Below are 12,545 nucleotides of genomic sequence, written 5' to 3'. Positions count from 1 at the left end.
AGAGCGGGATAGGCTGTGGCACACCATGGCTGAAACCACCGTAGTTCACCTGATGCGCCACGGTGAGGTGCACAATCCCGAAGGCGTCCTGTACGGCAGGCTGCCCGGCTACCACCTGTCCGAGACCGGCCGGCTGATGGCCGACACGGTGGCCAAGTCGGTGGCGGGCCGTGACATCGTCACCCTCTACAGCTCGCCGCTCGAACGCGCGCAGGAGACCATCGCGCCCCTGGCCGCCCTGCTGGAGCTGCCGGTGCAGACCGACGAGCGGCTGATCGAGGCCGCCAACATGCTCCAGGGCCGCAAGGTCGGCCAGGGCCTGGCGGTCCTGCGTGATCCGAAGAACTACCGCTACTTCTGGAACCCGCTGCGCCCGTCTTGGGGCGAGCCCTATCCGGCGATCGTCAAGCGGATGCGCTCGATCATCGAGGAGGTCAGGGCGGAGGCGCGCGGGCACGAGGCGCTGCTGGTCAGCCACCAGCTGCCGATCTGGTCGATCAGGATGGCGGCCGAGGGCCGCCGGCTCTGGCATGACCCCCGGCGCAGACAGTGCAATCTGGCCAGCCTCACCACGCTCACCTTCGACGGCGATCGACTGGTCAGCGTCGGCTACAGCGAGCCCGCCGGATCACTGGCGACGGGCCCCAGCGTGCCGGGCGCCTGACCTCGCCGGTAGAGTTGCAAGCTCTACCGGTCGTAGTACAAGGAGATCTTCCTCCGTGCGCGCCAAATCCATCTCCCTCGTCCTTTCGGCCGTCCTGGTCACGGGTGGCCTCGCGGGCTGCGCGGGTGCCAACCAGTCGGGCCAGCCGCAGGCGGGCGACACCCGTTTCGTCGCGGGCGACGGGAAGATGCAGGTGTTCGACGTCGCCGGCCGCCTCGCCGCCCCCGAGATCGGCGGGCAGACCCTCGACGGCGCGACCGCCTCGCTCGCCGCCCACAAGGGCAAGGTCGTGGTGCTCAACTTCTGGGCGTCGTGGTGCGGCCCGTGCCGGGCGGAGGCGCCGGTGCTGAAGGAGGTCGCCGCCAAGACCAAGGGCCGCGTGGAGTTCCTCGGCGTCGACTTCAAGGACCGCAAGGCCGACGCGCAGGCGTTCGAACGCACCGAGCAGACCGGCTACCCGAGCATCTTCGACCAGCCAGGCCAGGTCGCGCTGCGCTTCCAGGGCACGGTGCCGCCCGCGGCCATCCCGTCGACGCTGATCATCGACGCGCAGGGCCGGATCGCCGCCAGAGCGCTGGGCGCGGTCAAGTACACCGACCTGATGGACGCGGTGATCAAGGTGCGCGATGAATGACGTCGTCGCCTCGGGCTCGCTGCTCCTGGCCGTGCCCATCGCGGTGCTGGCCGGGGTGGTGTCCTTCCTGTCGCCGTGCGTGCTGCCCCTCGTACCGGGCTACCTGTCGTACGTGACGGGCATGAGCCAGGACCCCAAGCGGGGGCGGCTGGTGCTCGGCACGGTGCTGTTCGTGGCCGGCTTCGCGCTGGTGTTCGTGCTCAGCGGCGCGCTGTTCGGCGGCCTCGGCGCGGTCATGCTGGGCAACGCGGAAATCATCACGCGGGTGCTCGGCGTGCTGACGATCCTGCTCGGCCTGGCCTTCCTGGGCGTGCTGCCCGGCCTGATGCGCGACGTACGCATCCACAAGCTGCCCGCCGCTGGGCTGGCCGGGGCGCCGCTGCTGGGCGTGGTGTTCGGGCTGGGCTGGACGCCGTGCATCGGGCCCACGCTGGCCGTCGTGCTCGCGCTCGGACTGAACGAGGGCAGCGCCTCGCGTGGCGCGCTGCTCGCCGTGGCGTACGCGCTGGGCCTCGGACTGCCCTTCGTGGCCGCCGCCCTCGCCTACAGCAAGGCCCTGCGTACGTTCCGCGCGATCCGCAAGCACTCACAGCTGATCACCCGGATCGGCGGCGGCATGATGGTGGCCGTCGGCATCCTGCTGGTGACCGGCCTCTGGGGAGAGATGATCGCGACCATGCAGGGTCTGATCGGCGCCTTCAGGCCGGTGATCTGATGACCGTCGACGAGCTGGAGAAGGAGCGGGCGCGGCCCGCCGGCATGGGGCCCATGGGCTGGCTGCGCTGGGGCTGGCGCACGCTCACCTCGATGAAGACGGCGCTGATCCTGCTGTTCCTGTTCGCGCTGGCGTCCGTGCCCGGCTCGCTGGTGCCGCAGCGCGGCGTCGATCCCGACAAGGTGGCGGCGCTCTTCCAGAACGACCCGACGCTCGCCGAGTGGTACGACCGCTTCCAGCTGTTCGACGTCTTCACCTCGGCCTGGTTCGCCGCTATCTACCTGCTGCTGTTCACCTCGCTGATCGGCTGCGTCCTGCCCCGCACCGCCACCTACGTGCGCGAGCTGCGCCGCCGCCCACCGGCCGCGCCGCGCAACCTGTCGCGCCTGCCGCACTTCTCGCGGCTGGACGACCCGCTGACGGTCGAGGAGGCCGCCGGGCGGCTGCGTCGGCTCCGCTTCCGCGTCGAGGTCGGCGACGGCTGGGTGGCCGCGGAGAAGGGCTATCTTCGCGAGACGGGCAACCTGCTCTTCCACGTCTCCCTGCTCGCCCTGCTCGTCGCGATCGGGTTCGGTTCCCTGTACGGCTACCGCGGCAACGTGCTGGTGGTCGAGGGCGACGGCTTCGCCAACACGGTCGCCGCCTACGACCGGTTCATCCCGGGCAACCAGGTGTCGGCGGAGTCGCTGGAGCCGTTCTCGTTCACGCTCACGGACTTCCAGACCACCTACCAGGTCGAGGGCCCCAAGAGGGGGCAGGAGCTCGACTACTCCGCCTACATGAAGGTCAACGACGCGCCCGGGGCGCCCACGCGCGACTACACGCTCAAGGTCAACGAGCCGCTGGAGGTCAACGGCACCCAGACCTACCTCCTCGGCCACGGCTACGCGCCCGTGTTCAAGGTCACCGACGGCAAGGGGCAGGTCGCCTTCGAAGGGCCCGTCCCCTGCCTGATCGAGATCAAGCTCACGCTCACCTCGGGCTGTGTGGTCAAGGTGCCCGACGCCCAGCCGTCGCAGCTCGGGTTCCTGCTGCGCTTCCTGCCGACGGGTAACGGCGCGGGAGCCTCTCTCTTCCCCGGCGCGCTCAACCCCCAGATCCAGCTCCTTGGGGCCTTCTCCGGCGATTTGGGCGTACGCTCCGGGCGGCCGCAGTCCGTCTACGAGCTCGCGCCGCCCGAGGTGATGCGCAAGCTCACCCCGCTGGTCATGGGCACCGGCCAGGCGCCGCTCGCCGTCGGGGGGTCGATCGACCTGCCCAAGGGGGCGGGGAAGCTGGAGTTCACCGGGGTCAAGGAGTGGATGACGCTCCAGATCGCCTACGACCCGGGGCGGCTGCCCGCCCTGCTCGCCGCGGGTACGGCCGTGGTCGCCATCGCGCTGTCGCTGATGATCCGCCGCCGCCGGGTGTGGGTGCGGGTCAAGGACGGCGTGGCCGAAGTCGGCGGTCTTACCCGTACCGAAGGGTCCGCGGCGGGCTTCACCGAGGAGTTCGCCGACATCGTCAAGGTCCTATCAGCTGGAGGCAAGGATGCCCGCTGAGCAGCAACTGGCCGGGGTGAGCGACCTCTTCGTCGTCGCCGCCGTCCTGCTCTATCTGGCCGCCATGATCGGGTTCGCGCTGGAGCTGGCCTTCGGCCGCTCCAAGGCCGACTCGGCCGCCGTACCCGCCAGGCAGCCCGTGGGAGCCGGAGTCGGCTCGGCGGGTGGCTCCTCAGAGGCCCCTGCCGAGGTCGCTTCGGAGCCGGTCGTCGAGCCGCCCGCCTGGGCGGGCAAGGCCGGCTGGGCGGCCATGGCGCTCGGCTGGCTCGGCTGGGCCGCGAACCTGGCCGCCATCGTCACCCGGGGTCTGGCCGTGGATCGGTGGCCCTGGGGCAACATGTACGAGTTCGTGGTGGCCATCTGCTTCGCCGCGGTCACCGCCTTCCTCGGCACCCAGCTCCGACAGAACGTCCGCTTCCTCGGCGCCTTCGTCATGGTGACGGCCGCACTGGGGCTCGGCTTCGCGGTCAAGGTCCTCTACACGGCGGCGGGTCCGGTGGTGCCGGCGCTCAACTCGTACTGGGTGGCCATCCACGTGACGGCGGCGATCCTGGCGAGCGGCCTGTTCATCGTGGCCGGTGTGGCGGGCATCCTTTACCTGGTCCGCGGCGATGGGATGTCACGGCTGCCCTCGCGGGCCGACCTGGAACGGGCGGCCCACCGCGCGATCGTCTTCGCCTTCCCGGTGTGGACCTTCGCCGTCATCGCCGGTGCGCTCTGGGCCGACAAGGCATGGGGTCGCTACTGGGGCTGGGATCCCAAGGAGGTCTGGGCCTTCATCACGTGGGTGGCTTACGCCGCCTACCTCCACGCTCGGGTCACTGCCGGATGGCGTGGGCGCGCGGCGACGATCGTGCAGCTCTTGGCGTTCGGGTGCCTGCTGTTCAACCTGGTGGGGGTCAACATGTTCATCTCGGGGCTGCACAGCTACGCGGATGTGTCGTCGGGGTGATCGTCTGCGCCACGGCCGTCTCCTTTCGTGCGACGGTCCGTGGTGGCTGAGGTCCCTGGGGGATGCCCTTCGGGATGGGGAAGCGAGCGGACCTCTCTCGCCCATGCAAGCGCGGCCGATGGTCCAACTCGATGGACATTGCACCACCTCCGTCACAGCGCACTGCGGCATGGCGCCGAGGCCGGGCGGATGGCGCCGGAGCTACGAGCCGCGAACCGTCACCAGCACCCGGCCGGCCTCGGCCGCTACATGCTTCCGCTATGCGCTCTTCCTGCAAGGCGTGGGGTATCCACTGTGATCTGCTGGGGTGGGCCCTGCGGCAGGTCAGCCGTCAGAGGCCGTCCGGCAATTTTGGCCTCTCACCCACAGACTCCCTTCGGCCCAGCCGTTCTGGCAGTAATAGGCGGCTCCGCTGCGGTCCCTGATGACGAAGTTGGGCAGAGGGCCCCAGTGGCTGGTGTCGCAGGAGGTCCCCATGACGCTGGGCAGCTCCTGGGTCACTTCCTCGCACGTGATGACCCCGCCATCTCGCGCCATCGGCGCGTTGCGCGAGGCGGCGTGGGCTGTGGTGAGCGGGCTTGCCGCCACCGCGCCGGCGGCGGCGAGCATGGCCAGTGCGGTCAGGATGCGTCGCATGATCGGTTCCTTCCAAATACGGGTGGCGGTTGCCGTCCCCAACCGATCATTAACTTTATGTAGCTATCCAACTACTATCAGTAGCGAAAGGATGGCATGGCTCCACGGGAACGCTTGTGTGGAGACCCGTCTCGTTGGAGCCGACCAGTCGACTCGCCGCCACAGCCGCCCGCCTGATCGCCGCGCTGCTCACCCCCGCAGGCGGCCAGGCAGTCCCCCGCGCCGCAGGCAAGCCCTAGCGGCATCACAGCTCCACCGAGGGATTCCCGTCGGGAGCGGAGAAGCGGGCAGCGGCCGGTGTCCCGATGAAGGGATGCCCCTCCGAGGGCCAGGAAGAAGACGGTCCGTCGTGGCTGTTGCCCTCCTTTGGAGGGTTGCCCCCGTCCGGGGAGCGAAAGAAGACGGTCCGTGGTGGCCGGGGTCCTTGGAGGGGTGCCGCGTCGTGACAGGGGTCCATGAAGGGGCACCCCGTCATGGGCGGCGGAGAGCGGACGGTCGGTGACGCCGCTCTAGCTGTCGTCGCCGCGCATGCGGCGGTCGAGGTCGCGGAGGAATTCGGGGTCGTCGTCCGGGCCCTTGGGGGCCGAGTGGCGGCGGGAGCCCGGACGTGGGGGGACCGGCCAGGTCTCTCGGGGCTGCTGGGGGCGGCCGCGGATCATCCAGACGGCCCCGCCCACCAGGGGCACCAGCGCGACGACGAGCACCCAGAGCGGTTTTGGTACGTTCCTTACCTCTTCCTCCGGCGTGGTGATGACGTCGAACAACGAGTAGAGCCAGAAGGCCAGCAGCGCCAAGCCGATAACGACACCTACCATGTCCGAACTGTAAGCCATTCGCGTCGTGATCGTGTTTTCCCGTTGTCCCATTTCAGGTGACTCCAGCGAGACCTACGTCGTACGGTGGACTCGATTCAGCGGCGTCCGCCCGCTGGGACCGCCGTTCGGGGCGGCCGGGTGCCATGCGCGCGGGCGTCCCACGGCGTTGAGGGGTGCGATGGCCTTTTCTAACGACAAGGGCCGCCATCGGCGGGGTCGTTGGTGGCGGCGCGGGTCGTATCTCTTCTCCCGCCGCAGTGAGGCGCCCCCCGACGCGGATCGCTCCTTTTGGACGAACGATCGGACTGCGCCCTCCGGCAGACCCAGCCCGGCCGGACGGCCGGACCGGGCTCGCGAAGACCGCCCTGGGCGGCTGTCCTGGCCGTGGCGGCCCGGCGCCGGCGGGGACAGGCACGGGTGGCCCGGCGGCGACAAGCGCGGCGGCGACAGGCGCGGGTGGCCCGGTTCTGCGGGCGGGGCCAAGCGCCACGACCGCCCGGCGTCCGAGCGGCCGGATCACGAGCGGTCGGACCGCGAGTACGTGGAGCGCAAGCGAGCCGATCGGGATTGGCCAGGACGCATGTGGCCGGGCCGGGAGCCCGCCGGACGAGACTCGATCGGGAGTGAGGGGAGCTTCGCGCTGTTCGGTTGGAGGGGTCGGGAGCGGCACCAGGCCGGCGGAGACGGTTCCGAGGGATGGTCCTGGGCGGGACGTCGCCAACAGGAGGACTTCCGCCAACAGGAGGAGTTCCGCCGACAGGAGGGGTTCCGGCAGCCGGAGGAGTTCCGGCAGTGGGACGCCGCCGAAGCCGGGCAGGCGCAGCGTTGGGATGCCGCTGAAGCTGGGCAGTCGCGGCGCTGGGATGCCGCCGAAGCCGGGGAGCCGCGGCGGTGGGAGGCGGGGGAGCGGCTGTCGGCCGCCGTGGTGGACCGCCCCCAGTACACATGGCACGACTTCGAGCTCGACGACGTGGTGCTCCGGGCGCGACCCAACCGCCCCGACGCTCCTTCGCTCGGCGACGGCCTGCGGCACTGCGGGAAGCTGGAGACCATCCTGCACCGCCAGTGGGACGCCCGGGAGGGCCCGCCGTCGCCGGAGGTGGTGCGGGCCGTGGAGAGTCTGGCCATGCTGCCCGACCTGCTGAAGGAGAAGCTCGCCGCCGGCCTCGAAGGCATCTACGTGGGCCCGGGCGGCGTACCGGACCTGGACGACATGGGCTACCTGCGCGGCGCCCCCCTGCCGTCCGGCCGGGCCTCATGGGACATCTGCGCCGGAGCCTACGGCGACGGGAAGATCGTGGTGGGTGACCGCCCCTCGCCCACGCCCGACGTGATGATGCACGAGGTCGGGCACGCCATCGACGACGTCGACTCGGCTTATGGCGATTGGGTGTCGGATTCTCGGGAATTCGCGATGCTGTACGAGGACATCACGCCGCTCCTGGTCTCCGCGTTCCACCGCCAGGGGGACGGGCTGGGGCGCAAGGAGTTCTTCGCCGACGCGTTCGCCGCGATCGCCTCGCGCCAGCGACCGGCCCTCGTCGACATGCTGGGCGGCGACACCCGCGCGGCGCTCAACGTCATGCTGTTCTTCAACCGGCGCTACGGAATCTAGGTGATGAGCCATGTACGTCATCCGGCTCGCTGACGGGACCCTGCGCGTGCCGCAGAGCCTGACCAGCGAAGACGGGCGTCTCATCGGCAACGCGTACGTGGAACTCGAACCTGGCGACCCCGACTACGACACGTGGCTTCCGGAGTCCCTGACGGAGGAGGAGGCGGCGGACCGCCGGGAGCGCTGGCTGATCGAGAACGACGACCTGGAGCAGGAGTTTCTGGCCTTCAAGGCGGAGCAGGAAGACGCCTAGGCCGACCCGGGTCAGATGTCGAGGGGCCGCTGATGACGTTTACAGACAGGGGGAGACGGCGACCCTGCGGGCAGGATCACCGTCTGGATGGAACGTCAAACACGCGGGGACTCGCCCGACCTGTCGGCCGTTAGAACGTCCTCGCCTCGAAGAAGGGCATGCACTTCCGACTCGCGGAACCGACGATGCCCCCCGGGGGTGCGGATACTGCTGATGCGACCTGCCGCGGCCCAGCGTGTAACCGTCTTTGGGTCTACCCGGAAGAGGGCGGCAACCTCTCCTGGGGTCAGCAGACGCTCGCTGCTACTCTCCACCAATCTCTCCCCCTCGCATCCCGCTTCCTGCCAGCGGGCGGACAGGTAACCAGTGTGTCGAGCGAAGCCTGATTTATCCGTGGTTTTCGACAAAGATCACGGGTTGTTATCAGCTGACTGCCCGATTGTTATATGATAGAGCCTCTTTGGGGCTCTCGTGGGTGTTTCTTTACGAAACACCCTAACTGGGACACTAGCAGTGCTGGCGCCCGATGCGAAGAGCGACCGTGTCACACAGGGCGAGTAACCTCGATCTGTGCATCCCGTTCTCGTATACACCGCGTCGCGGATCGGCCTGTTTGTCGTGACGCTCGGCGTCCTGCGGCTGCTTGGCCTGCAAAACCCGGTGCTACTGATCATCGTGTCTTTCTTGATCAGCGGCATCGCCAGCTACGTCTTGCTCTCGAAGCAGCGTGACGCTCTTAGCACTCGCATCAGCGACAAGATCGACCGGCCTAAGCCGCAGAGCGACTAGGGCAGGGGGAACATGCCAATCCGGGCATGGTACTCCCGTCCGAGTCTCGTTGTGTCGCTACCAACGAGTAGTCCGCCGCTGTGCGCCAGAAATGCCTTGACCCCGATCCCGCGCTCCCTGCCAGGATTCCAAGTCAGCGCCATTCCGGTGAGCGGATGAATGGCGCCGATGCCCTCGCGGGGCACCGCTCCAGGCCCGGCCGAGTCGTGGCCCAGCGGATTGTTCAGCCATCGCTGGTGGCCGCCGACGTAGATCGCCGCGCCGGTCACCGCGACTGCGTAGAGTGAGTCTCCGCCGGTCTTGTTGACCCAGGTGGGCGCGATCCGCTCGCCCCTGCTGTACGTCTCGAACCTGGCCGTGCTGTCGCACAGCCGCTTCCCGCGCACCGGCCCGCCGGTGGTGACGACGGCGAAGTAGCTGCCGTCGGGCGCGAAGTCCAGGCCGCGTACATAGGAGGGGAAGGTGTCCATGCAGGTGGGGACGTACGCCTCGGTACGCCAGTCGGCCACCTTGGCGCCGCCGCCACGTACGTCGATCAGCCCCAGCTGCGGCCGCGACAGCCCGTCCAGCGTGGTGAAGTTGCCGTCGACCGCGAGCCGATCGGCGGTCAGGGCGAGCGCGTAGACCCGCAGCGTCGGCGTCAGCGGCGCCCCCGGTGTGATGGCGAACGCCGGGTCGGTCGCGCCGGTCGTCGCGTCGAGCCTGGCCAGCGCCGCGCGCGGCCTGGTGAAGTCGCCGCCCGCGTAGAGTTGCGCGCCGCGCCTGGCCAGCGTGGTCACCATCCCGCCGGAGACGCCGGGCCTGAAGTCCCGCACGGCCGAGCCGTCGAAGAGGTTGAGCCTGGCCAGCGCCCTGGTCGGCGTCCCGTTGACCGAGGGGAAGTCGCCGCCGACGTAGACCGTGCGGCCGTCGCCGGGGGCCAGGCTGTAGACCGGCCCGCCGACCTGCGGCGCGAAGTAGCGCAGGATGTGCCCCGTCGCGAGGCTGTAGGCGAAGACGTTGTCCCGGGTGTAGGTGTGGGTCCGTGAGGCGTCGGCGACCTCGCTGAACGAGCCGCCGACGACGACCGTGCCGCCGACCAGGGTGATGGAGTTGACGATCCCGTCGAGCACGTGCGGAGTGGTGTCGACCGGGTCGGCCGAGACGACGCGCGAATGAGCGACCGGGGTCGTCGCGAGGATCGCCGCAAGGGCGACACGTACCAGCATTCGTAAACTTCTAGCAGACATTGGGTAATCGTGCGGCTACTTTCTGTTGATTGTCGCGATGGTCATAGGCTTGGGCCATGACGCGTGCTCAGCTGGACAAGCAGCCGGATCAGGTCGCCGCGATGTTCGATCGCACGGCCCGGCGCTACGACTTGGTCAACGATGTGATCTCCCTGGGGCAGGTGCGCTTCTGGCGCAAGGCGGTGGCCGCCGCCGTCGACGCCGGGCCCGGCGAGATCGTGCTCGACCTGGGGGCGGGCACCGGCACCTCCACCGACGCGTTCACCACGCTGGGCGCCCGCGCCATCGCCTCCGACTTCTCGCTCGGCATGCTGCGCACGGGGGTGCGCCGACACGGCGGCAACGCGCTGAGCGGTAACGGAGTCCCGTTCATCGCGGGTGACGCGCTGCGGCTGCCGTTCGCCGACGACGTCTTCGACGCCGTGACGATCTCGGTAGCGCTCCGTAACGTGCACGACACCTCGCAGGCGCTGCGGGAGATGCTGCGCGTGACGCGGCCGGGCGGGCGGCTGGTGATCCTGGAGTTCTCGCACGTGAAGGTCAACGCCTTCGACCTGGTCTACCGCGAATATCTGATGAAACTGCTGCCGCGAGTGGCCACGGTCTTCGGGTCCAATGACGACTCCTACGCCTATCTGGCCGAGTCGATCCGGGACTGGCCCGACCAGCCGACACTCGCGCGCACCATCCAGGAGGCCGGCTGGCAGCGGGTCGCCTGGCGCAATCTCACCATGGGCATCGTCGCGATCCACCGGGGATTCAAGCCCGCCTAAGCCCGTTCAGTGCTGCTCGATAGCCCGTTCTGTGCCGCGCGTAACCCCGTTCCGCGCTGCTCGATTAGGCGAGATGCCATTCACGCCGTCAAGTCCACGCTCCGGTCGGGGTTCCGTGTCCGGAGATATCGTTTATCGCGGGAATTATCCGTGGGGGCGGGCCGACCTACGGCGGGTTCGGCAACGCGGCGCTGGGCGAGGATGGTTCTCGACTAATTCCTGGCCGTACTGGTGTAGCGTTTCGCTTACGGAGCGTGACCGCACTGCTGTAACCCGCGTCACATTTCTCACGATAGGCTCGGATATAACCGTGACGCTACGAAGGAGTCTGCCCGGTGGGCCCGATGCTCTGCTTCACGCCCGATGAGTGGCGCGCCTTCATCGAGGGTGTGCGCCGCCGCGAGTTCGAGGCCTGATCTCCTCGTGGCGACGACGCAGGGCCCTTCGTCTCGGACGGAGGGCTTTCGTTTGTGCGAAGACCGGCCCCCGACTGCCACTTTGTCCAAGAAAAGGGTTAGACTGCGGGCCGACAAGTTTGTGAAGGGGTTCACAAAGGAACGAAGGCGCCACACCCCGAGGCCTTCGAGCGTGTAGGACAGGACAGTCCAGTGACCGAGCCACCAGCCATACAGGCTGACGCCGATGTCATCGTCGTCGGCGCCGGTCCCGCCGGTTCCGCAACCGCTTTTTACCTCGCGCAGGCCGGCCTCGACGTGCTGCTCCTGGAGAAGACCAGGTTCCCCCGGGAGAAGGTCTGCGGTGACGGGCTGACCCCCCGAGCGGTCAAGCAGCTGCTCAACATGGGCGTCGACATCGACGCGCCCGGCTGGATCAGGAACAAGGGCCTGCGGGTCGTGGGCGGCGGGCACCGCTTCGAGCTCGACTGGCCGCAGCTGGAGCGCTTCCCCGACTTCGGCCTCGTGCGCACCCGCAAGGACTTCGACCAGATCGTCGCCGCCAACGCCGTCAAGGCCGGGGCGCGGCTGATGGAGGGCGTGAACGTCACCGGTCCCGTCCTCGACGACCGCAGCGGGCACGTGGTCGGAGTGACGACCAAGGACGGGCCGACCTACCGCAGCCGTCTGGTGGTGGCCGCCGACGGCAACAGCACCCGGCTGGCACTGGGGATGGGACTCCACAAGCGTGAGGACCGCCCGATGGGTGTGGCCGTACGCACCTACTTCGAGAGCCCGCGCCACGACGACGACTATCTGGAGACGTGGCTGGAGCTGTGGGACGAGAACACGCTGCTGCCCGGCTACGGCTGGGTGTTCGGCGTGGGCGACGGCACCGCGAACGTCGGACTGGGCCTGCTCAACACCAGCGACCAGTTCAAGAACATCGACTACCGCGACCTGCTCAAGCGCTGGTGCAAGGCGATGCCCGCCGAGTGGGGCTTCACCGAGGAGAACATGCGGGGCCCGATCCGCGGCGCCGCGCTCCCGATGGCCTTCAACCGCCAGCCTCACTACACCCGCGGCCTCGTCCTCGTCGGTGACTCCGGCGGCGCGATCAACCCGTTCAACGGCGAGGGCATCGCCTACGCCATGGAGACCGGCGAGATCGCCGCCGAGACCATCGTCAAGGCGCTGCGTCAGACCACCCCCGCGCAACAGGAACGCATCCTGCGCACCTATCCTCAAGTGTTGAAGGACGCCTACGGCGGATATTTCACGCTTGGCAGGTGGTTCGTCCAGGCGATTGGGAAGCCGGGAGTCATGAGCTTCGGAACGCGGCATGGGTTGCCACACCCGAGGCTGATGCGCTTCGCGCTCAAACTCCTTGGTAATCTCACCGACCGGCGAGGGGATGCGTCGGACAAGATCATCAATGCACTCTCGAAGGTCGCGCCACCAGCATGAACCTCAGACTCACCCATAGATCAGGCTGCGCGCCCGCGCGCGTGGCGACTCCAGAGGAGGCGTAGCG

The 12,545-nt window shown here is 68.8% G+C and carries 15 protein-coding genes; 11 read left to right on the top strand and 4 right to left on the bottom strand.

The features are described 5' to 3' along the window. Positions 1-25: 25 nt before the first annotated feature. From ACIBO2_RS48100 to ccsA, 5 genes are read left to right on the top strand one after another with little or no spacing between them, the layout of a single operon-like run. Positions 26-664 (top strand): histidine phosphatase family protein, encoded by a 639-nt coding sequence (locus tag ACIBO2_RS48100; RefSeq protein ID WP_357654990.1) that lies wholly within the window; start codon positions 26-28, stop codon positions 662-664. Between the two features lie 55 nt (positions 665-719). After that, the gene (locus tag ACIBO2_RS48095; protein ID WP_358546568.1) at positions 720-1,298 is read left to right on the top strand and encodes a TlpA disulfide reductase family protein; all 579 of its coding nucleotides are present in this window, start codon (positions 720-722) and stop codon (positions 1,296-1,298) included. Then, positions 1,291-2,013, top strand: a complete 723-nt coding sequence (locus tag ACIBO2_RS48090) for a cytochrome c biogenesis protein CcdA (protein ID WP_358546565.1) — start codon at positions 1,291-1,293, stop codon at positions 2,011-2,013. Before ACIBO2_RS48095 ends, ACIBO2_RS48090 begins: the two co-directional genes overlap by 8 nt. Continuing rightward, complete coding sequence (locus ACIBO2_RS48085) at positions 2,013-3,554, top strand: cytochrome c biogenesis protein ResB (protein WP_397304472.1); 1,542 nt, start codon at positions 2,013-2,015, stop codon at positions 3,552-3,554. The genes ACIBO2_RS48090 and ACIBO2_RS48085 overlap by 1 nt, the downstream gene beginning before the upstream one ends. Continuing rightward, the gene (gene ccsA, locus ACIBO2_RS48080) at positions 3,544-4,506 is read left to right on the top strand and encodes a cytochrome c biogenesis protein CcsA (protein ID WP_358546559.1); all 963 of its coding nucleotides are present in this window, start codon (positions 3,544-3,546) and stop codon (positions 4,504-4,506) included. Before ACIBO2_RS48085 ends, ccsA begins: the two co-directional genes overlap by 11 nt. A 324-nt stretch (positions 4,507-4,830) precedes the next feature. On the opposite strand, the gene ACIBO2_RS48075 is transcribed toward ccsA, so the two are convergent. Beyond that, positions 4,831-5,142 (bottom strand): hypothetical protein, encoded by a 312-nt coding sequence (locus ACIBO2_RS48075; protein WP_358546556.1) that lies wholly within the window; start codon positions 5,140-5,142, stop codon positions 4,831-4,833. Positions 5,143-5,651: 509 nt separating this feature from the next. Beyond that, positions 5,652-5,957 carry a PLDc N-terminal domain-containing protein gene (locus ACIBO2_RS48070; protein WP_358546553.1) on the bottom strand — a complete coding sequence of 102 codons (306 nt, stop codon included), beginning with the start codon at positions 5,955-5,957 and terminating at the stop codon, positions 5,652-5,654. Positions 5,958-6,537: 580 nt separating this feature from the next. Here ACIBO2_RS48070 and ACIBO2_RS48065 point away from each other — a divergent pair. Further along, positions 6,538-7,572: a hypothetical protein gene (locus ACIBO2_RS48065; protein ID WP_397304471.1), complete on the top strand. Its 1,035-nt coding sequence runs from the start codon at positions 6,538-6,540 to the stop codon at positions 7,570-7,572. A gap of 10 nt (positions 7,573-7,582) precedes the next feature. Next, positions 7,583-7,825 (top strand): hypothetical protein, encoded by a 243-nt coding sequence (locus ACIBO2_RS48060; RefSeq protein WP_225298934.1) that lies wholly within the window; start codon positions 7,583-7,585, stop codon positions 7,823-7,825. Positions 7,826-7,920: 95 nt separating this feature from the next. On the opposite strand, the gene ACIBO2_RS48055 is transcribed toward ACIBO2_RS48060, so the two are convergent. Then, complete coding sequence (locus ACIBO2_RS48055; RefSeq protein WP_225298932.1) at positions 7,921-8,139, bottom strand: BldC family transcriptional regulator; 219 nt, start codon at positions 8,137-8,139, stop codon at positions 7,921-7,923. A 256-nt stretch (positions 8,140-8,395) separates the two neighbouring features. On the opposite strand from ACIBO2_RS48055, the gene ACIBO2_RS48050 reads away from it, so the two are divergent. After that, entirely contained in the window at positions 8,396-8,614 is a 219-nt protein-coding gene (locus ACIBO2_RS48050; protein WP_358546548.1) for a DUF4229 domain-containing protein, read from the top strand. On the opposite strand, the gene ACIBO2_RS48045 is transcribed toward ACIBO2_RS48050, so the two are convergent. Beyond that, positions 8,611-9,822, bottom strand: coding sequence for a hypothetical protein (locus tag ACIBO2_RS48045; RefSeq protein WP_358546545.1), 1,212 nt, complete (start codon positions 9,820-9,822; stop codon positions 8,611-8,613). The two genes, ACIBO2_RS48050 and ACIBO2_RS48045, sit on opposite strands and share 4 nt — an antisense overlap. A gap of 77 nt (positions 9,823-9,899) precedes the next feature. Between ACIBO2_RS48045 and ACIBO2_RS48040 the strand changes: the two genes are divergently transcribed. From ACIBO2_RS48040 to ACIBO2_RS48030, 3 genes are all read left to right on the top strand, one after another. Beyond that, positions 9,900-10,616, top strand: coding sequence for a demethylmenaquinone methyltransferase (locus tag ACIBO2_RS48040; protein ID WP_358546543.1), 717 nt, complete (start codon positions 9,900-9,902; stop codon positions 10,614-10,616). Between the two features lie 335 nt (positions 10,617-10,951). Further along, positions 10,952-11,032, top strand: coding sequence for a DUF397 domain-containing protein (locus ACIBO2_RS48035; protein ID WP_358547198.1), 81 nt, complete (start codon positions 10,952-10,954; stop codon positions 11,030-11,032). Positions 11,033-11,224: 192 nt separating this feature from the next. Beyond that, positions 11,225-12,478, top strand: a complete 1,254-nt coding sequence (locus ACIBO2_RS48030; RefSeq protein WP_358546540.1) for a geranylgeranyl reductase family protein — start codon at positions 11,225-11,227, stop codon at positions 12,476-12,478. Positions 12,479-12,545 lie beyond the last annotated feature (67 nt).

The organism is Nonomuraea sp. NPDC050022, assembly GCF_044460705.1.
Taxonomy (GTDB): Bacteria; Actinomycetota; Actinomycetes; order Streptosporangiales; family Streptosporangiaceae; genus Nonomuraea.
Note: the sequence above shows the minus strand (reverse complement) of the source record. Positions and strands in the feature narration are given on the sequence as shown.

Excerpts from the sequence above, each read along its gene's own strand:
- ACIBO2_RS48100 (WP_357654990.1), top strand. The coding sequence starts at position 26 with ATGGCTGAAACCACCGTAGTTCACCTGATGCGCCACGGTGAGGTGCAC.
- ACIBO2_RS48070 (WP_358546553.1), bottom strand. The coding sequence starts at position 5,957 with ATGGTAGGTGTCGTTATCGGCTTGGCGCTGCTGGCCTTCTGGCTCTAC.
- ACIBO2_RS48085 (WP_397304472.1), top strand. The coding sequence starts at position 2,013 with ATGACCGTCGACGAGCTGGAGAAGGAGCGGGCGCGGCCCGCCGGCATG.
- ACIBO2_RS48090 (WP_358546565.1), top strand. The coding sequence starts at position 1,291 with ATGAATGACGTCGTCGCCTCGGGCTCGCTGCTCCTGGCCGTGCCCATC.
- ccsA (WP_358546559.1), top strand. The coding sequence starts at position 3,544 with ATGCCCGCTGAGCAGCAACTGGCCGGGGTGAGCGACCTCTTCGTCGTC.
- ACIBO2_RS48060 (WP_225298934.1), top strand. The coding sequence starts at position 7,583 with ATGTACGTCATCCGGCTCGCTGACGGGACCCTGCGCGTGCCGCAGAGC.
- ACIBO2_RS48075 (WP_358546556.1), bottom strand. The coding sequence starts at position 5,142 with ATGCGACGCATCCTGACCGCACTGGCCATGCTCGCCGCCGCCGGCGCG.
- ACIBO2_RS48045 (WP_358546545.1), bottom strand. The coding sequence starts at position 9,822 with ATGCTGGTACGTGTCGCCCTTGCGGCGATCCTCGCGACGACCCCGGTC.
- ACIBO2_RS48065 (WP_397304471.1), top strand. The coding sequence starts at position 6,538 with ATGTGGCCGGGCCGGGAGCCCGCCGGACGAGACTCGATCGGGAGTGAG.
- ACIBO2_RS48040 (WP_358546543.1), top strand. The coding sequence starts at position 9,900 with ATGACGCGTGCTCAGCTGGACAAGCAGCCGGATCAGGTCGCCGCGATG.